Source organism: Oliverpabstia intestinalis (genome assembly GCF_009696065.1).
GTDB lineage: Bacteria > Bacillota > Clostridia > Lachnospirales > Lachnospiraceae > Oliverpabstia > Oliverpabstia intestinalis.
In genome coordinates this window covers 1-23,787 of sequence record NZ_VUMS01000005.1, presented here as the reverse complement: position 1 = coordinate 23,787, position 23,787 = coordinate 1, and the positions used below count along the sequence as shown (strand labels likewise).

General features: G+C 46.6%; 20 protein-coding genes and 1 tRNA gene. All 21 read right to left on the bottom strand.

Translation table 11 applies throughout. From position 1 onward, the window contains the following. Positions 1–954 carry a lysozyme family protein gene (locus FYJ57_RS03420; protein WP_331466623.1) on the bottom strand — a complete coding sequence of 318 codons (954 nt, stop codon included), beginning with the start codon at positions 952–954 and terminating at the stop codon, positions 1–3. A gap of 38 nt (positions 955–992) precedes the next feature. After that, positions 993–1,142 (bottom strand): hypothetical protein, encoded by a 150-nt coding sequence (locus FYJ57_RS16625; RefSeq protein ID WP_331466622.1) that lies wholly within the window; start codon positions 1,140–1,142, stop codon positions 993–995. 11 nt (positions 1,143–1,153) lie between these two features. Further along, positions 1,154–1,423, bottom strand: coding sequence for an antitoxin VbhA family protein (locus tag FYJ57_RS03415; protein WP_328597426.1), 270 nt, complete (start codon positions 1,421–1,423; stop codon positions 1,154–1,156). Between the two features lie 347 nt (positions 1,424–1,770). Continuing rightward, on the bottom strand, positions 1,771–3,810 hold the full coding sequence (lysS, locus tag FYJ57_RS03410) for a lysine--tRNA ligase (RefSeq protein ID WP_328597425.1): 2,040 nt from the start codon (positions 3,808–3,810) through the stop codon (positions 1,771–1,773). Between the two features lie 98 nt (positions 3,811–3,908). Then, positions 3,909–4,394, bottom strand: a complete 486-nt coding sequence (gene greA / locus FYJ57_RS03405; RefSeq protein WP_022172015.1) for a transcription elongation factor GreA — start codon at positions 4,392–4,394, stop codon at positions 3,909–3,911. Positions 4,395–4,734: 340 nt separating this feature from the next. Beyond that, positions 4,735–5,694 carry a tRNA dihydrouridine synthase DusB gene (gene dusB / locus FYJ57_RS03400; RefSeq protein ID WP_154431536.1) on the bottom strand — a complete coding sequence of 320 codons (960 nt, stop codon included), beginning with the start codon at positions 5,692–5,694 and terminating at the stop codon, positions 4,735–4,737. Next, positions 5,691–6,038, bottom strand: coding sequence for a DUF6145 family protein (locus FYJ57_RS03395; RefSeq protein WP_022172013.1), 348 nt, complete (start codon positions 6,036–6,038; stop codon positions 5,691–5,693). Before FYJ57_RS03395 ends, dusB begins: the two co-directional genes overlap by 4 nt. 8 nt (positions 6,039–6,046) lie before the next feature. Then, on the bottom strand, positions 6,047–7,036 hold the full coding sequence (locus tag FYJ57_RS03390) for a biotin--[acetyl-CoA-carboxylase] ligase (RefSeq protein ID WP_022172012.1): 990 nt from the start codon (positions 7,034–7,036) through the stop codon (positions 6,047–6,049). A 3-nt stretch (positions 7,037–7,039) separates the two neighbouring features. Continuing rightward, entirely contained in the window at positions 7,040–8,029 is a 990-nt protein-coding gene (gene argF / locus FYJ57_RS03385) for an ornithine carbamoyltransferase (RefSeq protein WP_154431535.1), read from the bottom strand. 66 nt (positions 8,030–8,095) lie between these two features. Next, the gene (locus FYJ57_RS03380; protein WP_235904371.1) at positions 8,096–9,277 is read right to left on the bottom strand and encodes a patatin-like phospholipase family protein; all 1,182 of its coding nucleotides are present in this window, start codon (positions 9,275–9,277) and stop codon (positions 8,096–8,098) included. 172 nt (positions 9,278–9,449) lie between these two features. Further along, positions 9,450–10,391 (bottom strand): SPFH domain-containing protein, encoded by a 942-nt coding sequence (locus FYJ57_RS03375; RefSeq protein WP_022172009.1) that lies wholly within the window; start codon positions 10,389–10,391, stop codon positions 9,450–9,452. A 12-nt stretch (positions 10,392–10,403) separates the two neighbouring features. Then, on the bottom strand, positions 10,404–10,835 hold the full coding sequence (locus tag FYJ57_RS03370) for an NfeD family protein (RefSeq protein ID WP_022172008.1): 432 nt from the start codon (positions 10,833–10,835) through the stop codon (positions 10,404–10,406). A gap of 354 nt (positions 10,836–11,189) precedes the next feature. Continuing rightward, entirely contained in the window at positions 11,190–12,176 is a 987-nt protein-coding gene (locus tag FYJ57_RS03365; protein WP_154431534.1) for a cell wall hydrolase, read from the bottom strand. 1,445 nt (positions 12,177–13,621) lie between these two features. Next, complete coding sequence (locus FYJ57_RS03360) at positions 13,622–15,109, bottom strand: lipoprotein (protein WP_022172840.1); 1,488 nt, start codon at positions 15,107–15,109, stop codon at positions 13,622–13,624. Between the two features lie 2 nt (positions 15,110–15,111). Continuing rightward, positions 15,112–15,900: a TrmH family RNA methyltransferase gene (locus FYJ57_RS03355; protein WP_117525940.1), complete on the bottom strand. Its 789-nt coding sequence runs from the start codon at positions 15,898–15,900 to the stop codon at positions 15,112–15,114. A gap of 160 nt (positions 15,901–16,060) precedes the next feature. Further along, positions 16,061–17,047, bottom strand: a complete 987-nt coding sequence (gene pfkA, locus FYJ57_RS03350) for a 6-phosphofructokinase (RefSeq protein ID WP_154431533.1) — start codon at positions 17,045–17,047, stop codon at positions 16,061–16,063. A 78-nt stretch (positions 17,048–17,125) separates the two neighbouring features. Beyond that, the gene (locus FYJ57_RS03345; RefSeq protein ID WP_154431532.1) at positions 17,126–20,608 is read right to left on the bottom strand and encodes a DNA polymerase III subunit alpha; all 3,483 of its coding nucleotides are present in this window, start codon (positions 20,606–20,608) and stop codon (positions 17,126–17,128) included. A gap of 77 nt (positions 20,609–20,685) precedes the next feature. Continuing rightward, the gene (locus tag FYJ57_RS03340; RefSeq protein WP_022171691.1) at positions 20,686–21,288 is read right to left on the bottom strand and encodes a class I SAM-dependent DNA methyltransferase; all 603 of its coding nucleotides are present in this window, start codon (positions 21,286–21,288) and stop codon (positions 20,686–20,688) included. Positions 21,289–21,447: 159 nt separating this feature from the next. Further along, a complete protein-coding gene (locus FYJ57_RS03335; protein ID WP_106492160.1) occupies positions 21,448–22,290 on the bottom strand; it encodes a CvfB family protein in 843 nt (280 codons plus the stop codon). Between the two features lie 249 nt (positions 22,291–22,539). Next, complete coding sequence (locus FYJ57_RS03330; protein ID WP_154431531.1) at positions 22,540–23,241, bottom strand: acyl-[acyl-carrier-protein] thioesterase; 702 nt, start codon at positions 23,239–23,241, stop codon at positions 22,540–22,542. A 146-nt stretch (positions 23,242–23,387) separates the two neighbouring features. Then, positions 23,388–23,459, bottom strand: a tRNA-Gln gene (locus FYJ57_RS03325). Positions 23,460–23,787: the final 328 nt, after the last annotated feature.

Here is a 23,787-nt window from a genome sequence, read left to right as displayed (position 1 = left end):
TCACAGAGTACATTGTATACGAATATCAGAAGAAAAGCAAGTAAGCAATGCCAGCTTGATATGCTCCATGTCAATGGGATTTTCCACCTCGGCGGCGCTGAGGCAGGCGGCCAGATTCTGGATGCCCACGTCAATGGAATATTCCGGGTCGGTGATCCCGTTGGGGCTGTTAGGATAGCGGGTGTTATAGCCGCACTCTGACGCCTGCATGGGGTCATTCCCCCGGCCTCCGGATTCCTGCATCATGACCGCTTTGATCAGCTCCACATATTCGGGGATACCGTGCTGCGCGGCATATTGCCGGATCAAAGGTTCGTAGGCTTCCACCTCGGCGCTGACAGGGGTATAGGAATTACTGCTGCTCCCGCCGCCGAACAGGGAAACCGCACAGCCCAGCAACACAATGATCAGGATAATCACCACGGCAATCCAGCCCCCAGCCAACAGAGCGGTAATCAGCGCCTTTGTACCGGCGATGATCGCCTTAACTGCGGAGACAGTGGCTTTGGCCGTGGCTTTCGCGGCTTCTGCGCTTTTTCTGGCTGCGGCCTTTGCCGCCTGCGCCGCCCGGTAAGAGGCTTTTGCAGCGGTCTGGGCGGATTTTTGTGCCGCCTGTGCCGTGACCTGGGTGGTTTTCACGGTGGTGCGGGCTGTCTGTTCCGCCGTCTTGATGGAACGTTGGGTCGTTTTGACCGTACCCTTTGCGGATTTTACCGTGGCTTTTCCGGTGGATTTTGCCGTCTGCCTGATACCTTTGCGGCCCCGGTCTGCGGTTTTGATTGCCGAGGGTTTTCTGTTTGTTGACCTGATCGACAGTCTGGCAGTATCACCGGAACCGGTTGAAGTAGAAACCGGCTCCGGTGAATGGGCGGCATTGGCGGCCTTTTGCTTTGCCGTTTTCTCCGCCTGTTTTTGCGCTGCTCTTTTCGGCTGGTCAGCCTTTGTCTGTTCCATCTGCTCCCGGACAGCGGCAACATTGTCCTTTGTGGTTTTCACCGCTTATCAAGCTGGTGGGCAGCCTCATAAGCGGCGGTTTCCACACCGCCTGAAACACGATCCGCCGCGTATTCTTCCGGTGCGCTCTCCGCAGCGTACACGCCATGCTCGGCTTTGTCCTTCGTGCGGACATACGCCTGCTTCATACGCTCCCCGGCTACCGCCGCTTTGTCCAGTGTCTTAATCGTGCCTTTGACAACATCCCGTGTTTTAATCTCTCATAATAGCTGTCGATAAGGCTCTGTGCTTCTTTCATCGTGATTTTGCCTTCAATATTCTGAATAGCAGTATCAATCAAATATTTAGATGGTTTGAGTCCGTCCACCGCCTGAAGTCCGATTGCCGTACTCCAAGCATAACCCTTATGAGCTTTATCCGGTTCAGACTCCCGCAAATATTCCTTAAATGGATCTTTTTCGATATCCACTACCTCGCTTCATACCATAATACCAAAGTTGCAAAACGGACAAGTTATTGCGTCCTTATAGACTTCTTTCTCGCAACGAGGGCATGTAACATATTCTTCATTTTTTATATCTTGCATATGTTTATTCTCCTTTACCAATTCCTGATTTGCATTTCCATTCATTTTTAAAAATGGGCAACTCCGATTGGAATTGCCCACTCATTGCACTAATTATGCGATTTTTTCTTGCTTGCACCGATTTCTGCATCAAATGATGTAAGTTTGATGTAAATCGCTGTTTTTTTAGTTTTTTTATCAAATGAAGTACGTCCCGTCTATTCGGTAAAACGGTACATCTTTACATCATCTTAATAGAGCTTTGCACCTGCCGGAATGTGGTCATCAACCATCAGAAGATGAAGCTTTTCTTCGCCTTCTTCTTCATGAATAGCACTGAGGAGCATACCGCAAGAGTCAATGCCCATCATAGCTCTCGGTGGAAGATTTGTGATAGCAATAAGAGTCTTTCCAACCAGTTCTTCCGGCTCATAAAAGCTATGAATACCGCTTAAAATGGTTCTGTCTGTGCCTGTTCCGTCATCAAGAGTAAACTGTAACAGTTTCTTTGACTTCGGTACTGCAACACACTCTTTAACCTTTACTGCACGGAAATCTGACTTGCTGAATGTATCAAAATCAACCATTTCTTCAAACAATGGCTCGACTTTTACCTTAGAAAAATCAATCTTTTCAACCGGTTTTTCAGCCTCTGCCGGAGCTGCTTCAGAAGTCTTGGAAGCTTTCTTGTCAGCGTCCAGTGACTTCATGGTCGGGAACAGAAGCACATCTCTGATGGCCTGGCTGTCTGTCAGCAACATAACCAGACGGTCGATACCGTATCCGATACCACCTGTCGGAGGCATACCGATCTCCAGAGCGTTCAGGAAGTCTTCATCTGTATGGTTGGCTTCATCATCACCTGCTGCAAATGCTTCTTCCTGTGCTGCAAAACGTTCGCGCTGATCGATCGGATCGTTCAACTCGGAGTATGCATTACACATTTCCCATGTGTTGATAAACAGCTCGAAACGTTCTACCTTGGTAGGATCGGAAGGTTTCTTCTTGGTCAGCGGTGAGATCTCGATCGGATGATCCATGATAAAGGTCGGCTGGATCAGTTCTTTCTCGCAGAACTCTTCGAAGAACAGGTTGATGATATCGCCTTTTTTGTGGCGCTCTTCGTATGCGATATGATGTTCTTCTGCCAGTTTTTTTGCAGCTTCATCATCTGCAACCTGGTCGAAATCGATACCTGCATATTTTTTGATGGCATCGTTCATGGTCAGACGTTCAAACGGTTTTCCGAGATCGATCTCGATACCGTTGTAAGAAATCTTTGTAGAACCGCAGACTTTTTCTGCCAGATAACGGAACATGGACTCGGTCAGTTCCATCATACCTTCATAATCAGTATAAGCCTGATACAACTCCATCAGGGTGAATTCCGGGTTATGACGGGTGTCCACACCTTCATTACGGAATACTCGTCCAATCTCGAAGACTCTCTCCAGACCACCAACAATCAGTCTCTTCAGGTACAGTTCCAGAGAAATACGCAGTTTTACATCTTCGTTCAGTGCATTGTAATGTGTCTCGAACGGTCTTGCCGCAGCACCACCTGCATTTGCAACCAGCATCGGAGTCTCTACTTCCATGAAGTCACGGCCGGAAAGGAAGTTACGGATCTCTTTGAGGATCTGAGAACGTTTGATAAAGACTTTCTTGCTTTCCTGGTTCATGATCAGATCTACATATCTCTGACGATAACGGGTATCCGTATCGGTCAGACCATGGAATTTTTCCGGAAGGATCTGTAAACTCTTGGATAACAGCGTCATTTTCTCTGCATGGATAGAAATCTCACCGGTTCTTGTTCTGAAAGCAAATCCTTCCAGACCGAAAATATCGCCAATATCAGATTTTTTAAAGTCTGCGTAGGAGTCGGTGCCGATGGCATCTCTTGCCACGTATACCTGAATATTTCCCTGCAGATCCTGGATATTACAGAAAGAAGCTTTTCCCATCACTCTCTTGAACATCATACGGCCTGCTACGGCTACATGAATCGGGTTTGCATCCATGATGCTTCTTCTTTCTTCATAGTCTTTCTTCAGAACTTCTTTTTTCTGTTCTTCATCCAGACCTTCTACTTCCGGTTCCTTATGGTCTTTGAGAAGTTCCGCTTCATGCGCTTCATAAATCTCTTTTACCTCAAGGGAATGATGTGTCTGGTTAAATTTGGTAATCTGGAACGGGTCTTTGCCGTTTGCCTGCAGTTCTGCCAGTTTCTCACGGCGCACCTTTAATAACTGATTCGTATCCTGCTCCTGCTTCTTCTGCTCTGCCACCTTTTTCACTCCTTCTTTTTCGCTGCGATGCGTCTGTCTCCCATTCTGAAAACAGCGCTTCTGGTCTTTTGCTGATAGTTACTTATATTGCCTGTTACTTAGATATTTCTCTCGATTTTCAATACTTTATACTGCATAACTTCGCCGTCAGCCAGTTCTACATCTACCACATCACCCTGTTTTGCTCCGATCAGAGCTTTTCCAACAGGAGATTCATTGGAGATTTTTCCCTGCAGGCTGTTTGCTTCCGTGGAACCAACCAGCTGAAAATCCATCTCTTCATCATATTCCATATCCAGAACTTTTACTTTACAGCCAACGTTGATCTTGCCTTCGTCAACTTCATCTTCCACAACAACTTCTGCATTTTTCAGGATCTTCTCAATCTCTTCAATACGAAGTTCGATATCTCTCTGTTCATCTTTTGCTGCATCGTACTCTGCATTCTCGGAAAGGTCTCCCTGTTCTCTGGCTTCCTTGATCTTTTCTGCTACTTCTTTTCTTTTTACAACCTTCAGGTCATGTAATTCATCTTCCAGTTTTTTCAGTCCGGCATATGTGAGTAAGTTTTTCTTTGCTTCCATGTTTCTACGTTTCCTTTCTTTCCGTGATCATCTGACACGGTATGATCACTCTTTATTTCTATTTTATTTTCTGCGTTAGATTATGTCCCTTATTTATAGATATTACACGTTTTTACATTGCATACCAGAAACTTCCATTCACCTTCACTTCACTATGGATTCTGTGCTTTCCGGTACTTGAAGAACTTGTTTTTCTCCCTTGTGCAATCACAGTATTATAAAGGAAACGCGTGAAAATGTCAACCATTCCGGAAGTTTTCGTCTGCTGATTCTCCCCTTGTGTTACTGATCACTCCGTTCTCACTGACACGTTTCGCACTACACAAACTTATGATCCTGATCAGTTCCACCCTTCCAGCAACTGTTCCAGTTCTTCCATGCTCTGTACTTCATTCACTGCTGCCCGAAGCTGTGCCGAATGTGGATACCCTGCCGTATACCACGCCACATGTTTTCGCATCTCACGCATCGCGGTAAGCTCGCTCTTATACTTCATCTGCAGACCGGCATGGCGCCGAATCATCTCCTTCACTTCAGAAAGCTCCGGTTTCTTCGGTACTGTGCCGTGTTCCAGATATTCTGCCGTCTGTGCAAAGATCCATGGATTCCCCTGCGCGGCACGACCGATCATCACACCATCACATCCGGTTTCTTCCAGAAGTGCTTTTGCTTTCTGTGGTGAATCCACATCTCCATTTCCGATCACCGGAATGGACACAGCTTCTTTTACTTTTCGGATGATTTCCCAGTCTGCCTTTCCGGAATAAAACTGCTGTCGTGTCCGGCCGTGAACCGCAATCGCGGCTGCACCACTGTCCTCGATGATCTTTGCGATCTCCACCGCATTCACATGATCATCGTCAAATCCTTTTCGTATCTTTACCGTCAACGGCTTCTTAATCGCTTTTGCCATCGCCGTTACTATCTCACGGACCAGTTTCGGATTTTTCATCAGTGCGGATCCCTCACCATTATTAACCACTTTCGGCACTGGGCATCCCATGTTGACATCCAAAATATCAAACGGCTTTTCTTCGATCTGTTTTGCCATCTCACTCATGATCTCCGGGTCTGAGCCGAAAAGCTGCAAGGATACCGGCCGCTCTTCCGGCAGGATCCGCATCAGCTCCTGTGTATTCTTATTCTTATAATAAATGGCCTTGGCACTGACCATCTCCATACACAAAAGTCCTGCACCCTGTTCTTTGCACAGGAGACGAAATGGCAGGTCTGTCACACCTGCCATCGGAGCCAGAACCACTGGGTTCGGTAATGTTACATTTCCAATCTGAAGTTTCATCCTTCCTCCCCGTCTTCCATCTCTTCCCCAAGAAAGAATACCCGGTAATACATCTCCAGAGATGCCAGCAGCTCCTGTTTTTCTTTCCGGATCTGTTTGATGCGCAGTACGCTGCCAATCTCATCATACATCGCATCCGCATCCAGCGCTTCTGTCTTGAATTCCAGGTTTCCGTCCTCATCGAATTCCAGTGTCAGGATACCGCCAATCTCCTCGGTATACATCACACAGAGAATCTGCAGTTCTTCTTTTACCTGCTGTGGCAGGGCGTCAAAATCCGGATTAAAATAATATTTCTGTTCGTAGGCACTGGCACCACATAAAACGATTCGATCTGCGTACATCTTTCCTCCTATACATATCCGTAAAGACCACGGACAGATACCTCTCCCGCATAAACCTCGGTGATGGTTCCGTCTTCTTTTTCTACCAGAAGCTCACCCATGGCGTTGATTCCTCTCGCCACACCGGTGTATTCATGTCCCGGTTCCAGTACACGCACCTGCTGATCCTGATTGACCAGCGCTTCCTGATAGGCAGCCATCAGTCCGCTCAGATCCTGTGTCTTTACAAATATCTCATAATTTTCTTCTATTTTTTCCATACATTCTGCGATCAGTGCAGAACGGTTGACTTTATGCCCGATCTCTTTTTGCAGAGACGTAGCTTTATCTTCCAGCTCCTCCGGAAATTCCCGCAGATTGGCATTGATTCCGATTCCTGTCACCAGATATTCAATATAGTTCATCTGCGCGCTCATTTCCGTCAAAATTCCTACTAATTTTTTCCCGTTCAGTACCACATCGTTCGGCCATTTGATCTGTGCCTGCAGACCCAGATTACTCCGGATCGCCTGGGTCACGGAAAGTCCGATCACCAGGGTCAGCATCGAAGCCCGATCCGGCCGGATCTCCGGGCGAAACAGGATTGACATATAAATAGCACTTCCGTGAGGAGAATCCCAGGCTCGTCCACGCCGCCCTTTTCCTCTACTCTGATAATCCGCCACCGCGAGGGTTCCATGGGGCGCATCTTCCTCTGCCAGCCGCTTGATCTGGGTATTGGTAGAATCAATCTCATCATAATAATACAGCGTCTGGCCCGCCCAACGGGTATGCAGACGGCTCTTGATCTCACTCTCGCCCAGCACATCCGGCACATCTTTCAGACAATATCCCTTATTCTGTACCGCCTCGATCTCATAGCCTTCTTCTTTCAGCTGTTTCATGTATTTCCACACCGCAGTTCTGGAAACTCCCAGCTGTTCACACAACTCCTGACCTGACAGATAGCCATCCGTCTCCAGCAGTTTTTTTAAGATTCTGGTCTTTGTTGACTCCATGGATTATGCCCCCAGAGTTGCCGCCATCACCGCTTTGATGGTATGCATACGGTTTTCCGCCTCCTGGAAAACTTTGGACTGTTCCGACTGGAAGACTTCATCGGTAACTTCCATATCCTTCAGGCCAAAACGTTCTCCCATCTCTTTGCCGATACCGGTATTCAGATCGTGGAAAGATGGCAGACAGTGCAGGAAGATTGCTTCTTTCTTACCGTTTGCCATAACCTCCTTCGTTACTTTATATGGAGAAAGATCTTTGATTCTCTCCGCCCATACTTCGTCCGGCTCACCCATGGATACCCATACATCGGTACAGATGACATCTGCATCTTTTGTTCCCTCCATCACATCTTCTGTCAGAGTGATGGTGGCACCGGATGCTTTTGCATACTCCTGACACTGAGCTACCAGTTCTTTATTCGGGAAATACTTTTTCGGTGCACATGCCACAAAATCCATGCCCATCTTCGCGCAGGCAATCATGTAAGAATTTCCCATATTATATCTTGCATCACCCATATAGACCAGTTTGATGCCTTTAAGTCTTCCGAAGTTTTCCTGAATGGTCAGCATATCCGCCAGCATCTGGGTCGGATGATATTCGTTGGTCAGACCGTTCCATACCGGAACTCCTGCATATTTCGCCAGTTCTTCCACGATTTCCTGCCCAAAGCCACGATATTCAATTCCTTCGTACATGCTGCCCAGGACCTTTGCTGTATCCGCGATGCTTTCTTTTTTACCGATCTGGGATCCCTTCGGATCCAGATAGGTGGTTCCCATGCCCAGGTCATGTGCCGCCACTTCAAAAGAACAGCGGGTTCTGGTACTGGTCTTTTCGAAAATCAGTGCTACATTTTTCCCGCGCAGCGTGTCTGTCAGAACTCCTTCTTTCTTTTTCTTCTTCAGATCTGCAGACAGTTCCAGCAGATATGCTATTTCTTCCGGTGTATAATCTTTTAATGTCAGAAAATGACGTCCTTTTAAATTCATGATAATTCCTCCTCTTTCTGTAAATTCATTTCCCGGTATCCACCCTATTTTCTTCTAAAACATTCGTCATACTTCACACGTTTCGAAAAATGCGGTAAATGCCGGAAGTTTTTCCCGTTCTTCCTGTGGCATACGGTCCAGCTTTTCCTGTATCTTTTCCACAAGTCCTTCTACGGTATAAATCTGGTACTTCGATACCCGGCACAGTTTCGCCGTGGCTTCCAGTGCCGCCAGATACAGTTCCTTATAATTCCACTCTCTGGAAAGCTTTAATTCCAGAGCCGTTCCCGGCAGGATCAGTTCCGTCAGGCTTCTGTAACGGGTTTCTGCACTCCCTTTGAAGTGATGCCACCGGCACAGTTTCTCCAGACTGCTCTCCGGAATCTGCACCAACTGCTTTAAATAATAACATTCTTCCTGATTTTCTTCAATATAGTAAATCTTTCCTTTCAGCCCGTAGACCATTCTTTTCGCATCGTAATATCCGATTTTCATGTTCCGGACACTCTTTTTATGGTTAAAGTCGATAATATTTCCCAGATCCACTCTCGGTTCAATGGTCAGGATATTGGTTTCTTCCGGAATCTTTACCCTTTTTTCCCTTCCGATTCCGAAGATCCGGAGCACGATAATATTCTCATACCCTCGATCCACAAGAGAGTCCAGCGGCACATTATTGATCGCCCCTCCGTCAATATACGTTTTTCCATGAAGTTTTTCATTCTTAAATAACGGGAAAATATAAGCACTCGCCAGCAGAAAATCTTTCATCAGTCCCGGTTCTACCTGTTTCAGATCAATATCCAGTTCTTTCATGGCATCCACGCTGAATGTTTTGATAAAAATATCAATGGATGAATTTCTGATTTTTTCTTCGTCCACCACTTTATCCAGCATGTCTTTTAACGGTGTCACATCTACGCCACCCTCACTCATATGACGGAACGCATCTTTTACAGCCCCCCAGAAAGGTGCCTCCCCTTCCATGAGTTGCTCCATCCTTGTGTCATCCACATCCATCACCTGAGAATAGGTCAGATTACTCCACATCTGTTGCGCCATCTCCAGTTCATCCATACAGATCAGCGCGCCATTCAATGCTCCGACACTTGTTCCTGCCACAGCATTGATCTTTACCCCTGCTTCTTTCAGTGCCTTCCAGGCTCCGATCTGATATGCGCCCTTGGCACCTCCTCCTTCCAGAACCAGCCCGTATTCTTTGCTGATATCAATTACCGGTGTCAACATATTCACACCTCCTGTTCTCCTCTTACCATCTACTGCTATCTTTGTTTTATATACAGCATCCTCTCATAATATTTCATTTCCTGTGCTTTTCTGTTTATTCCTCCATAATAGAAATCAGGGGCAACGCCCTCAGGTCTCCCCGAAGAACATTACCCCTCATTTTATAAATCATTTATTTTTTCTCAATATTTTTATCTGTCATAATCTCTTTCAGTGAAGTTGCCAGTCCGGCCAGCCCCTGCAGATCAGACGGTACAATAATCTTGGTTGCTTTACCTTCTGCCATATCTTTCAGTGCTTCCAGACTCTTCAGTGTCAGAACGGATTCGTCTGCACCGGCCTCTTTAAGGAAACGGATACCATCTGCATTCGCCTGCTGCACTTTCAGGATCGCTTCCGCCTCACCTTCTGCCTCACGGATCATCTTTTCTTTCTCTGCTTCTGCCCGAAGAATGGCTGCCTGTTTTTCCGCCTCTGCTTCAAGAATCGCAGATTCCTTCTTACCTTCTGCTACCAGAACGGTAGATTTTTTCTCACCTTCTGCGATCAGGATCGCTTCTCTTCGTTCACGCTCTGCTTTCATCTGTTTCTCCATGGCTTCCTGAATAGCTGCCGGAGGCATGATATTTTTCAGTTCCACACGGTTGACTTTGATTCCCCACGGATCTGTGGCAATGTCCAGTGCCGCACGCATCTTGGTATTGATCACTTCACGGGAAGTCAGCGTCTCATCCAGTTCCATATCACCGATGATATTTCTCAATGTGGTCGCTGTCAGATTTTCAATCGCCATGATTGGATTTTCTACATTATAAGTATAGGATTTGGAATCCGTGATCTGGTAAAATACGACCGTATCGATTCTCATCGTTACATTATCTTTTGTGATTACCGGCTGCGGTGGGAAATCTACTACCTGCTCTTTTAAATTTACCCTCTTTGCCACACGGTCAATCACCGGAACCTTAAAATGTAATCCCGGCTCCCAGGTTCCCTGATACAGTCCCAGACGCTCAATGACATAAGCTCTTGCCTGTGGAACTACTTTGATACAGGATGTTACAATGACAACCACTAACACTAAAATCAAAATCAGAAATATAAGTCCACCCATTTTTCTTACCTGTTATCCTTTCTTTTTCACAATCAGTTTTACACCTTCGATACGTTCGATCTCCACGACCGTATCTTTTTCAATCATTTTTTCATTATCATCGGTCCGTGCTGTCCATTCGATACCACCGACGATAACCTGCCCCTGGTTCTTCAGATTTTCTATCGTCTGTGTTACCACCGCCTCCTTGCCAATCAGGCTTTCCGCATTGGTACGGGTTCGATTGGTATTCAGGTATCGCATGGCAATCGGTCTTGTAAAAATCAGCAGGATCAGTGAGACAATCAGAAACAAAACAAACTGTACTACTCTTCCGGCACCGGCTACCGCTGCTATCCCGGCAATCAGTGCACCCCCGGCAAACCAGATCGTTGTAAGTCCCAGCGTGGCAATTTCAATCACCAGCAATACAACAACTGCTGCCAGCCATAGAATCGCATCCATATTCCTCCCCCTTTCCTCTGGTATGTTACGCATGTTCCTTCTTTATCCTCTGTTCAGAAACATGTTCCATATCCTTGCATATTCCCTGCAGCCGAAAAATATAACTTTGATTATCCGCTGCGTGCTTTTCTCTATGGTTCTTCCATCATACAATATTTTGTCTGAAAACGCAATGAAATACCCCGTGCCTTCTGAAATTGTAAGATTTTTTTAAATTAGTTCTTACATTTCAGGTGCACGGGGTGCTTTCCCTTCTTATCTTAAATTAATCAGTAACTGTTCAGTACCTTCACAGTTATGAACCAAAGTGCCTTCAAAACCACCTTCGGTGATGGCATTTTCTTCTGCTGACTTTTAATAAAAATGCTGATTTCCAATCTGCTGTCCACGACCGCTTCCACTGTTAAAATACAGTGCGCTTCCGATCGGATTGGATCCTGCAAGTGCTTCCTGCGCTGCCTGATAACAATCACTTCTTGCTCCCTGGCTCAATACAGAAGAAAGGATTCCGCTGGCTACCGGAGAAAACTGCCCACTCTGGTAGACAACTTCTGTAATGCTGTTCGGAAACTGACTGCTTCTTACCCTGTTCATGATAACCGCTCCTACGGCAACTTTTCCTGTGTGGCTTTCTCCCCCTGCCTCACACTGAATAATTGCTGCCAAAAGCGCCAGTTCACTGTCAGATGCAGACATGGATGCTCCTGTCTGGCTGACCTGCTGCACAGCCTGTTCTTTTTCTTTCTTCTGTGTCTCATATTCCGCAACACTGAGTGCTGTAGTTTCTTCTATCTGAATATACTCCGCAAACATATAAGCCGAATCTTCCCCACATGACACCTGATACCAGTCTCCCTCCTGGCCCAGAATCTCTACCCGGCTTCCCTGTTTCATACTTCCTATCTGACCGGCATCCATAGACGGCTCTTTGCGTACCCGGAGAGAACTTGCTGTCACAGTTCCCTGACTGCCGTAGGATTCCTTATAAAGATGTTTTGCTTCTTCGCCAAATACAAGAAGGTCTGATTTCACATATCCTTCTACAGATCCTGACGTGATCTTCGTCCAGTCTCCCTGCTGTTCTATCACCTGTGCCGCTGCCCCCTTCGGCAGTACCCCTACACGTTCACTCTCCTTCGAACCTTCCTGACGGATATTGGCATAGTCGGTTACATTCGCAGCTGCTTTCTGCGCCCATTCATCCGTATCGAGAACCGAACTCCCGGAATTATCATCTGTAACTTCTGTGGATGTCTCATCGGCAAGTACCAGTGTTCCTGATCCCGCTGTAACGACCAGCACACCTCCCAGGATCCCTGCTGCTTTCCATAATTTATTCACTTGAATTACCTCCTGTTGATTTCGTTCTTTTTACGATTTGTTACAAATTTGTTACGATTTGTTACGGTGTGATTGTAACAAATTTAACTTTTCTTGTCAACAGGAACATTTCGGTGAATTTCGTGGAATTTTCTGAAAATTTTTAGGGATTGTGGGCTTTGGAGTCGATATTTGAGATGGAATGTAGAATTGTGCATTATGATGAAATGTGATTAAAGTGTACATATGTTTGCAATATATGGAAGTTGTTCAAGACGGACGCAGAAGGAGGCGGGCACCAGGAGTGGCAACGTGGGCAGGACAACTTTAAGCTAGCCGCTAACTTCGGCTATAATTCACGAGGGTCAGCTGACCCTCGCGAAAGCCTACGTAAACGTCGGATCTTAAAGCTTGCCCTAACCGCCCACACAGTGTTGCCCACCCCTGGTGCCCGCCTCCTTCTGCTGAGTACTTACATCTCCACTACACCTGCCTTACTTTTATACCCTATTGTCACCTTATCATTGCCGATATGGTCCCCACACAACCCTTTCCGTGACCAACACTCAGAAAGTTCACGCTTACGCAATAAGGACAGACAGCCTTTTGCTGGCGTCCTTAGCCGAGATGAGATCCAGTCCTTAGAAGAACTTGACAGTGAGCGGCTCTCCGCGAACTGGCACCTTAGTTCTTCTTAGGACTTAGCTCAGATCGGCGTTGCCAGCGGTTGGCTGGTCTTATTGCGTAAGCGTGAACTTTCGTCCGCCCCACCAGTAATCATTCATCCTGCCATCTGTTTGTTATATCTCTTCCCCACACAACCACCTCCCCCGCCGCCAACACTCAGAAAGTCCGCACTTACCCGATAAGGACAGACAGCCTTTTGCTGCCGTCCTTAGCCGAGATGAGATCCAGTCCTTAGAAGAACTTGACAGTGAGCGGCTCTCCGCGAACTGGCACCTTAGTTCTTCTTAGGACTTAGCTCAGATCGGCGTTGCCAGCGGTTGTCTGGCCTTATTGCGTAAGCGTGAACTTTCGTCCGCCCCGCCGGTAATCATTCATCCTGCCATCTGTTTGTTATATCTCTTCCCCACTTCCAATACCTTCCCCACACAACCACCTCCCCCGCCGCCAACACTCAGAAAGTCCGCACTTACCCGATAAGAACAGACAGCCTTTTGCTGGCGTCCTTAGCCGAGATGAGATCCAGTCCTTAGAAGAACTTGACAGTGAGCGGCTCTCCGCGAACTGGCACCTTAGTTCTTCTTAGGACTTAGCTCAGATCGGCGTTGCCAGCGGTTGTCTGTCCTTATCGGGTAAGTGCGGACTTTCGTCCGTCCCGCCAATAGTTATACCCAACAAAATCAAAATTGAACCACTGAACCAATGATTGATATCCAACGCAATAAAAAACGCCCCGCCAGAAAGCTTCCCCTCCCGACAGGGCATTAAACACATTCTATAGTTTACAGTGCCGGCACATCCGTTCTCCGCGGATCCAGTATCTGGCTCGCATCGAACAGATCACTCGTCCGGTTCACATCTCCGTGAACATCATTCCACAGCCGGTATCCATCCAGATTCCGTCTGCCCTGACGCACATAATTATCCCGGATCTGTAAGAAATATTGACTCGAATCCACATTACAATAAAAATGGAAGCCCTGACTGCTCAAATAATTAAACTTCTCATTATCTGTTGTATAATCATGCCAGTCCGCCAGATCCTGTCCATGTGCAAAAATAATGGTATCCGTTCCGCCAACCAACGGAGCTACATACTCCAGCCACTTCTGCGTATCCGTCTGGATCCGCTCCATGCTTGCATCCCCGATCCGGATATGGCCCCAGGTATGACTTGCGAATTCCCAGCCATCATCCTTGATCGCGTCTGCCACCTTCTTTGCCTCAGCACACTCGTCATCCCAGTTAAAGTCCGGATGTGCATCCAGCCACGCCTGCTGATCAGCGGTCAGATTCTCATGCGTCTTATAAGCGATATCCGTACGATAACCCAGGATTCCATCATAACCGGTCAGTGCGATCATACCCTTTGCACCGTGATAAGATGCATCCGGATGCTCTGCAATAAACTGATCCAGAAGCGGAACACAGTCATAAGCGCCCGTTACGGTTGTTCCATCTGCCTGCACATACTCACAGGTAGGTTTTCCATTTTCATCCAGCACGATCTTCGAAGCAATACCTCTTCCATCGTAACTGTGATAATAACTCAGATCATCCAGCGACATCACGAATGCTTTTTTACCAGCCGGAAGCTTCAGTTCCGTATTTGGCGTAAAATGCACTGTACCATCCGCATCCGTTGTCTCGACCACCAGGTCTCTCAGGCGAACCAGCACATATCCGTTATCATACATTGCCTGCGTGATCTTATTAAACTCATCCACCGTAGTCATCCACTGCTTGAAACCGGCTGCAATACTGTCATCTCCCGCAAAACCACGATCCGGATCCACGATCAGAGAATGATAGAAAATATGAGTTACCTCATCCATGTTAACCGGAACACAGCTGTCCTTCGTTGCCTGATACTCAGCGATCTTTGCCGTGATCTCCGGGTCATCAGCTGCACCCTCCACGCCATTTAACGTCTCGATCGCACCATCATAATCATACGTAGCTGCCAGATACTCGGCCTGCTCCATCGCCGTCGTTTTTGCATCTGTTGCAGGTGCTGCCGTATCCTGTGCGTCAGAAGAAGCATCGTCTCCTGTTTCCGTATCATCCGTAGCATCTGCGCCATCCTGACTCTGCTCCGTATCCGGTTTCTGTGTACTTCCCTGCGCCTGATCCTTTTTCAGAGTCTTCGCCAGAAAGAAAATACATACTGCCAGAACAACCAGTAAAAGGATCAGAACCACCGATTTCATCACCATGGATTTTTTCTTCTTCTTTTTCTTCAAAGCTTTCTTATCCATCTTCTCACTCATTTTTATTTATACTCCTTTCTTCTTTGTCTGGATGCCTCATACATCAGAATAGCTGCTGCCACCCCGGCATTCAGAGACTCCAGCTGCCCCTTCATCGGAATCCTGATCAGACAGTCTGCCTGACCGGCTGTTGCATCTGTCAGACCATTTCCCTCATTTCCAATCAAAAATGCGGTTCCTCCGACATACGATTGCTCATCATACCAGCCTTTTCCTTTCAGATGTGCCGCATAAGAACGAATCCCCTGCTTTTTGAACCATGCAAATACATCCTGAAGATCCGGTGCGATCACAAAAGGTACCCGGTAAACAGAACCCATAGTAGAACGGATTGTTTTGGGATTATAAATATCCACACAATTGGTGCTCATAAAGATACCGTCCACCCCGGCTCCCTCCGCTGTCCGGAAAATCGTCCCCATATTTCCCGGATCCTGAAGATCCTCAAGGACAAGAAACAACGGATGTTCCTTCTCACCCATCAGTTCCTCCATAGTATAATGATACTGTCGCACAACCGTGAGTACCCCCTGTGGTGTCAGTGTATCACTCATCTGTGCAAACACCGAATCTTTCACCACTTCGTAAGGAATCCCCTGTAAAAGAGCCTCATGCTCCGGATCCTCCAGAAAGTTTTCAGACACATATGTCTTCACCAGCCGATCCCTTGGAACCTCCCTGAACATCCGCAGACCTTCCACAATAAAAACATCCTGTTTTCTGCGCTCCCGGGCTTTCTTATTCAGCTGGATCATCTGTTTTACCTGCGCATTACTGCTGCTTGTTATCATAGTATACCCATTCCTTTGTTTTCTATATAAGTTCCATGCAAGCACGGACTCTGACTCGTTGCCCGCGAGTCAAAACCGGTCCACCGGACCAATTATTGACATGCAATGCAAAAAGGCGGCATACCGACTCAGAAGGTATGCCGCCGTTATTCTCGCCTTATTATTTGGAATAGTTTGCAGACAGAGATTTTGCAACTTCGTACTGATATTCGGAAATACCTTTTTCCATAGCCAGTGCTTCATTGATATCAAAGTCCACATATTCGCCGTTTTTGTATCCAACGACACGTTTTGTTTTTCCTTCAGCCAGCAGATCTACTGCATAAGATCCCATCATAGAAGCATGTACACGGTCGATACATGTCGGATTACCACCACGCTGCATATGACCCAGAATCGTTGCACGGGTTTCAATACCGGTAGCTGCCTCAATACGTTTTGCCATGCTGCTGGAATGTCCGATACCCTCTGCATTGATGATAATGTGATGCTTTTTACCACGTTTTCTTCCTTCGATGATATTGTTGATCAGCTTCTGCTCGTCGTAATCATATTTTTCCGGAAGAAGAATATCTTCTGCACCGTTGGCAATACCACACCACAAAGCCAGATAACCTGCATTTCTTCCCATAACTTCGATGACACTGCAACGCTCATGAGAAGTAGAAGTATCACGTACTTTATCGATTGCTTCCATAGCAGTATTCACAGCGGTATCAAAACCGATGGTATACTCTGTACATGCGATATCCAGGTCGATGGTTCCCGGAATACCAACTGCGTTGATTCCCAGGTTTGCCAGCTTCTGAGCACCTGCAAAAGAACCGTCACCACCGATAACTACCAGACCGTCAATACCGTGTTTTTTGCAGATATCAGCTGCTTTTTTCTGTCCTTCTTCTGTTCTCATCTCTGCGCAACGTGCAGTATACAGGATAGTACCACCACGACCGATGATATCAGATACATCTTTTGCAGTCATATCAATAATTTCTTCATTCAGCAATCCGTCATATCCTTTCAGGATACCTTTCATCTTCAGTCCTTTGCTCAGTCCACGACGAACAACCGCACGGATTGCAGCATTCATTCCCGGAGCATCTCCTCCACTTGTCAATACGCCAATGGTCTTGAGTTCTTTTTCCATAATGTTCCCTCCACTAATATATCTAATCTAATACCGGATAACGCATCATCCGGCTCTATCGCCTTATCGTTTTATATTTTAATGCATATGAAGCTGTTTTTCAATACTCTTTTCCACAACTTTGACATTTTCCGCGCCGTATTTTTCCCGTAAAATACCAAGCAGATTATCCTCAATTTCCACGCTTCGCGAGGCCGGGAGATGTTTCATCTGTTTTTCTGCCCGCAGATACACCACCACATGATCGCTGCCGTCAGACTGGCGCAGGGTATCATAGAGTTCTGCTACCTCCTGCTCGTACTGTTTCCGGTCGGCAAACTGGATCCACAGTTCCCGCGGCACCTGATCGAAGGAGACGATTTTTTCGCAGATCAGCTTACTCGCCTTGTCATCCTCCGCCGACACATTTCCCATGATAAACACTTTGGAATCCGTCTCGATCAGTGCGGCATTTCTTTCATAATCTCTTGGAAATACAACTACTTCCACCGTTCCCACCAGATCTTCCAGTGTGATAAATGCCATAACTTTATTGTTTTTCGTATATTTGATCGTTTTTTCCGTGATCATGCCGCCGACGATCACTTTCGCTCCATCTCTCACCTTGGGCAGACCGCTCTCTTCCATCGGATAAAAGTCCGAGGTAGCTGCCGTGATATTCTTTTTCCAGACATCTGCATACTCTTCCAACGGATGGCCGCTGATATACACACCAAGCACCTCTTTTTCAAATGCCAGCTTGCTTTCTTTCGCGTACTCTCCCACATCCGGCAGGCGGATCTCAAAGCTCTTTTTATCCTCTTCTCCCATGATATCAAACAGACTCATCTGACCGGTCATCGAAGATTTTTTCTCCTGATTGACCGTATCCATCACCTGCACATAGATCATCATAAACTGCTTTCTCGTTCCGCCAAAGCTGTCAAAGGCTCCCGCTTTGATAAAGTTTTCAATGGTCCGCTTATTCACTTCTTTTCCGCTTAACCTCTGACAAAAGTCTTTGAGTGAGGAAAATAAACCGCCCCGCGCTCTCTCTTCCACGATCGCTTCCATCACCGGCTTTCCGATTCCTTTCACAGCCGCCATTCCATACCGGATGCTGCCGTCTTCTACAGAAAAGCTGCCGGTACTGCGGTTGATGTCCGGCGGCAGGATCCTGATTCCCATCTGCCGGCAGTTTAAGATATACTCGGATACCTTAGACGGATTATCGATACACGAGGTCATCAGCGCCGCCATAAACTCCACCGGATAATAATATTTTAACCAGGCAGTCTGATACGATACCACCGCATAAGCTGCAGCGTGTGACTTGTTAAATGCATACTTGGCAAAATCCGTCATTTCATCATAGATTTTATTTGCCACCTGCTCGCTGATTCCGTTTGCGATACAGCCTGGAACACCTTCCTCCTCATTGCCGTACACAAAGTTTTCCCTCTCTTTTGCCATGACCGCTGCTTTCTTCTTTGCCATGGCACGCCGTACCAGATCGCTTCGTCCCAGCGTATACCCGGCCAGATCACGCACAATCTGCATAACCTGCTCCTGATAAACGATACAACCATAGGTCGGTTCCAGAATCGGCTCTAACTGCGGACAGTCATAAGTAATCTGATCCGGTGCATTTTTTCCTTTGATATACTGAGGGATAAAATCCATCGGACCCGGACGGTACAGGGAGATTCCGGCAATGATATCTTCCAGGCTCTTCGGTTTCAGCTCCTTCATAAAGTTTTTCATACCGGTACTTTCCAGCTGGAACACACCCTCACACTTTCCGCTTCCGATCATTCCGAGTACCGCCTGGTCGTTATAATCAATCTTCGACAGATCCAGTTCGATTCCTTCGCTTTTCTGCGCCAGTTTTACCGCATTCTGGATCACGGTCAGCGTGCGCAATCCAAGAAAATCCATTTTCAGAAGTCCCAGTTCTTCCAGCGTCGTCATCGTAAACTGCGTTGTGATCGAACCGTCTGAGGCACGGGAAAGCGGCACATATTCATCCACTGCTTTCTGACTGATCACCACGCCGGCAGCATGCATCGACGTATGCCGCGGCAGACCCTCCAGGCGTTTGGACATATCGATCAGATAATGGATCTGCTCATCACCCTCGTACTGATTGCGAAGTTCCGGATTCATTTTCAGTGCTTTGTCAATCGTGATATTTAACTCATTCGGGATCATCTTTGCGATAGTATCCACCTGCGCATACGGAAAGTCCAGCACTCTTCCCACATCGCGGATCACGCCGCGAGCCGCCATCGTACCAAAAGTAACAATCTGCACCACACGGTCCTTTCCGTATTTTCTCACCACATAATCAATAACTTCCTGTCTCCGTTCGAAACAGAAGTCAATATCGATATCAGGCATGGATACTCGTTCCGGGTTCAGGAAACGTTCAAACAGCAGCTGATACCGGATCGGATCCAGCTGTGTGATCCCCAGAGAATAAGAAACGATACTTCCTGCCGCAGAACCACGTCCAGGTCCTACCATGATATCATTATCTCTCGCATATTTGATAAAATCCCATACGATCAGGAAGTAATCCACATATCCCATGGTTTTAATTGTATTTAATTCATAGGTCAGACGTTCTTTCAGTTCTTCCGTCACCGGGTGATATTTCTCCTCCAGCCCCTCCCAGCAAAGTTTATTCAGATATTCCCAGGAAGTATAGCCGTCCGGGACATCATATTTCGGCAGCTTGGTCACGCCAAATTCGATCTCCACATGACACCGGTCACCGATCTTTTTTGTATTTTCCAGAGCCTGCGGCGCATATGGAAACAGTGCCGCCATCTCTTTTTCTGATTTGACGTAGTACTGACCACCTTCATAGCGCATACGGTCCTCGTCCTGCACTTTTTTTCCGGTCTGGATACAAAGAAGGATATCGTGGGAGCCTGCATCTTCCGCATAGGTATAATGTACATCATTCGTACATACCAGTTCGATCCCTGTCTCACTGCTCATACGCACCAGCTGCTGGTTGACTATCTCCTGCTCCCGGATTCCATGATTCTGTAATTCCAGGAAGAAATTATTCTTTCCGAAAATCTCCCGATAACGCAGTGCCGCTCTTTTTCCTTCCTCATACAGACCTCGGGTCAGGAATCTGGGAATCTCACCGGCGAGGCAGGCACTTAACGCGATAATCCCCTCATGATATTTTTCCAGAACTTCCAGATCCACTCGCGGCTTATAGTAATACCCTTCCACAAAACCTGCAGAAACAATCTTCATCAGATTACTGTATCCCTGATTATTCTCCGCCAGCAGCACCAGATGATAATACCGATCTTCTCCGTGCTGCATCTCTTTATCAAAACGGGAACCGGGCGCCACGTAGACCTCACATCCGAGGATCGGGTTGATTCCGGCTTCCTTTGCCGCCCGATAAAAATCAATACAGCCATACATCACACCGTGATCTGTGATTGCCGCACTGTCCATCCCCAGTTCTTTCACCCGGGCTACATATTCTTTGATCTTATTGGAACCGTCCAGCAAGCTGTATTCCGTATGCACATGCAAATGTGTAAATCCCATCGGTTTTCCTCCTATATCCTGTACCAAATAAAACGTAAAAGTCTGGCCGGTACTACGCCGTCCAGACTTTTCTGCATTTACTCTTTTCCTGTTTTTCGTGCCAGTACATTCAGCCAGAGCTTATCCGACTTTTCTGACCGCACATCCTGTGTGGTCCATATATCAACCACTTCCAGTTCCGGATATTCTTCCATCAGACTCTGCAGTTCCCTTCTGTTGTAGTCATGGAAATAACGTCCATGATAGATTCCATCCCGGTCACCTCTATGTACGGAAAAATAAAGTACACCGTTTTCCTTCAGCGCCTGTACAAGTTTCTTCATAACCTTGCGCATCTCATCTTCCGTCAGATGAATCAGTGAGGCACACGCCCAGATCCCATCAAAGACATCATCGAATTCCATCTCGTCATAAGTCATCTGCAATACTTCTTTGTCTGTGTTTACCTCTGCAAGTTTACACATCTCTTCTGAGCCATCCATCGGTGTTACATAAAATCCATATTCTTCCAATAACAGGGTGTCCCTTCCGGAACCGCATCCCAGATCCAATACTTCTGCATTCTCCGACTCCTCGGACAGGAGTTCCACAAACGGCTTCATAACCTCTTCCATGCTCGCATCTACTGTTTCTTCATAATAGGGCACCGCATACCGGTTATAATAGTCTATCGAGTCCAACGATAATCCTCCTTTTATTACTCAGACAGTTGTTTTCTTTTCCAACTGCATACTATCTTTTTACTGTCAACAGTCATACCTTACATCTTCCCGCTTCTTCCACAGGATCCTGACTGCAAAGTGTTACCAAAATATACTGTATAGTATAGCAACTGCCGCCTAAAAAATCAAGTAAATACGTTTATCCTGGATCTTGATTTTCTTCTCTTTCAACAAATGACCGACCGCACGTTTAAATGCCGCTTTGCTCAGTCCGAATTCCCGCTTGATCACCTCCGGTGACACTTTGTCATCAAACGGCAGCACACCTGCATACTCACCAATTACCTTTAACACCAGTTCGGAATCTTCATCCATCTGCTGGTATGCTTTTTTTCTCGGAGAAAGATTCAGTTTGCCGTCTTCTCTTACATTTGTCACACGGCAGCTTACCTTCTCACCCGGACGGTACTGTCCCTGCGCCTCTGTCTTCGGGATCAGACCGGAATACTGATCATCAACTGCCACAAAAACTCCGAAATTGTCGCTGATCTCATAGATTCTTCCCTCTACCTGGTCTTCTACCACATACGGAGACTGCGTTTTCAGGTACGGATATACTTTCATGGTCGCGCAGAGCCGGTCACTCTTGTCAATATACAAGGCAACCAGCACTTCCTGATCCTTTTTCACCTTTACGGTCTGCTCTTTATATGGAAGCAACAGATCTTTTTCCAGACCCCAGTCCAGAAATGCTCCGATTTTCCCAACTTCCGCAACTTTTACCACTGCTGTCTGATGAAGCTCCAGAGCCGGTACTCTTGTCGTCGCGATCAGGCGGTCTGCGGAATCCCGATAGATAAATACTTCCAGTTCATCGCCTACTTTTGTCTCCGCCGGTACCTGTTTTGCCGGCAGAAGAACCCTCTCCTGTTCCTTCGCATCTGCCTTTTCTCCAAGATAGACACCGAATTCCACTTTTTTTACTACCTGTAATTTCTGTCTTCTTCCTAATTCAATCATGCTCGTTCCTCCGTAACTGTGTTCACGCAGACTCCTGCGTGTGTATTTGTGTAATCTCAGACTGTCTTGCATTCGTCAGCCATTCATCTGATATCTGTTGTTTCCTGCATATTTCACGAAATGGCAGTCTTTTCATTCTGTCATTGCTTATTTCTGCTTCATTATAATATATTTTGCAGACTTCTCCCAGTAATTTCTTCATTTCCTGGTAATTTCTTTATATATCTCTCTACTTTTCACTTCTTATGTTCAGGAAAATTCCACCACCGCATATGGCTCTTTCTCTTCATTACATAAAGCAACCACATAGCTGTCCTCTGTTTCCGAAACCATTGGGAAAATCTGATCTCCAAGCACTGCCTGTCTCTTATATTCCGCCCGCAGTCTCTGCACTTGAAAATCAGCCGGGATGTATTCCTGCGACAATCGGATATACTGTGCATTGTTTACATGATGATTGGAGTCCAGATGATACTGGCGGACGGTAAAGCCTCCCATCTCCTGCCGCTCCTCCGGAATCCGGATTCTTCTTCCCAGCGGTTTCATATCCAGTTTCTCCTCCACCGGATATGCTGCCCGTTCTTCCTCTGATGCCTTTACCGGATGTCCGGTTTTCACATCGATATATGCCCAGCTTGAGTCCGCACAAGCCAGGACTTCCCCATCCAGTGTTTCCATCAGGAAATTACGTTCTCCGACAAATCCCCGGAATCCATGCGGCCAGGTGGAGATCCGTATGCTTTCCCCAAGGTCAGCTGCTCTCCTGAATTCGATCTGCCAGCCGGTCAGCACCCAGGCTCTTCCCAATTCTTCCTGCACGGCCGTACCTCTTCCTACCGACTCCGAATGAAATACACTACAGTCCTGAAAATAATTCAGCACACTGTAAAGTGTCATCCTGGTATCCTCGCCAACTTCACTGTAACGGACTTTACTTTCAAATGCATACATCGTGACCCTTCCTCCTGTAATCTTTCGTTTCTCTTCCTGCCGATCCGGGATTCTTCCCGGCGCATCCTCGCGGAGCGTTTTTTTGCCGGAGAGCACTTTTCTGTAAAGCAAGAAAAAAGCCTTGGATCACTATCCAAGGCTTAGAGCTGGGCTACAAGGATTCGAACCTTGAAATGACGGAGTCAGAGTCCGTTGCCTTACCATTTGGCGATAGCCCATTGTCTTTTGTGCTTTGCTTTTTATCTGTATCGCTCAGCGACAAGATGTATTATATAGCACCTCTCAGAAAAATGCAAGTGTTTTTTTTAATTTTTTTAAAAATTTTTTTAACCTGTTTTCAGGGCGCTTTTTTCGTATCTTCATCTCCACATTTTTCGGACGTATTCCCATTCCATTTCCCTCCCATAGGTTTACTTTATTTAGTCGTTTGCGAAACGCCACAAGCCGCATAAATACGGCATTTTTTAACTGCAAAAAACAAATAACCCCTCACCGGATATGGTATAATAGAGTTGACGAGAAACTATAAACCATACATCCAAGAAA

What these genes read in the sequence shown, in the direction of transcription:
- FYJ57_RS03330 (WP_154431531.1), bottom strand. Translation starts at nt 23,241, where the DNA reads ATGTATGCATTTGAAAGTAAAGTCCGTTACAGTGAAGTTGGCGAGGAT.
- argF (WP_154431535.1), bottom strand. Translation starts at nt 8,029, where the DNA reads ATGAATTTAAAAGGACGTCATTTTCTGACATTAAAAGATTATACACCG.
- pfkA (WP_154431533.1), bottom strand. Translation starts at nt 17,047, where the DNA reads ATGGAAAAAGAACTCAAGACCATTGGCGTATTGACAAGTGGAGGAGAT.
- FYJ57_RS03395 (WP_022172013.1), bottom strand. Translation starts at nt 6,038, where the DNA reads ATGTACGCAGATCGAATCGTTTTATGTGGTGCCAGTGCCTACGAACAG.
- greA (WP_022172015.1), bottom strand. Translation starts at nt 4,394, where the DNA reads ATGGAAGCAAAGAAAAACTTACTCACATATGCCGGACTGAAAAAACTG.
- FYJ57_RS03375 (WP_022172009.1), bottom strand. Translation starts at nt 10,391, where the DNA reads ATGGGTGGACTTATATTTCTGATTTTGATTTTAGTGTTAGTGGTTGTC.
- FYJ57_RS16625 (WP_331466622.1), bottom strand. Translation starts at nt 1,142, where the DNA reads ATGAAGCAGGCGTATGTCCGCACGAAGGACAAAGCCGAGCATGGCGTG.
- FYJ57_RS03360 (WP_022172840.1), bottom strand. Translation starts at nt 15,109, where the DNA reads ATGAGTGAGAAGATGGATAAGAAAGCTTTGAAGAAAAAGAAGAAGAAA.
- FYJ57_RS03335 (WP_106492160.1), bottom strand. Translation starts at nt 22,290, where the DNA reads ATGATTGAATTAGGAAGAAGACAGAAATTACAGGTAGTAAAAAAAGTG.
- FYJ57_RS03345 (WP_154431532.1), bottom strand. Translation starts at nt 20,608, where the DNA reads ATGGGATTTACACATTTGCATGTGCATACGGAATACAGCTTGCTGGAC.
- FYJ57_RS03355 (WP_117525940.1), bottom strand. Translation starts at nt 15,900, where the DNA reads ATGATAACAAGCAGCAGTAATGCGCAGGTAAAACAGATGATCCAGCTG.
- dusB (WP_154431536.1), bottom strand. Translation starts at nt 5,694, where the DNA reads ATGAAACTTCAGATTGGAAATGTAACATTACCGAACCCAGTGGTTCTG.
- FYJ57_RS03420 (WP_331466623.1), bottom strand. Translation starts at nt 954, where the DNA reads ATGGAACAGACAAAGGCTGACCAGCCGAAAAGAGCAGCGCAAAAACAG.
- FYJ57_RS03380 (WP_235904371.1), bottom strand. Translation starts at nt 9,277, where the DNA reads ATGTTGACACCGGTAATTGATATCAGCAAAGAATACGGGCTGGTTCTG.
- FYJ57_RS03390 (WP_022172012.1), bottom strand. Translation starts at nt 7,036, where the DNA reads ATGGAGTCAACAAAGACCAGAATCTTAAAAAAACTGCTGGAGACGGAT.
- FYJ57_RS03370 (WP_022172008.1), bottom strand. Translation starts at nt 10,835, where the DNA reads ATGGATGCGATTCTATGGCTGGCAGCAGTTGTTGTATTGCTGGTGATT.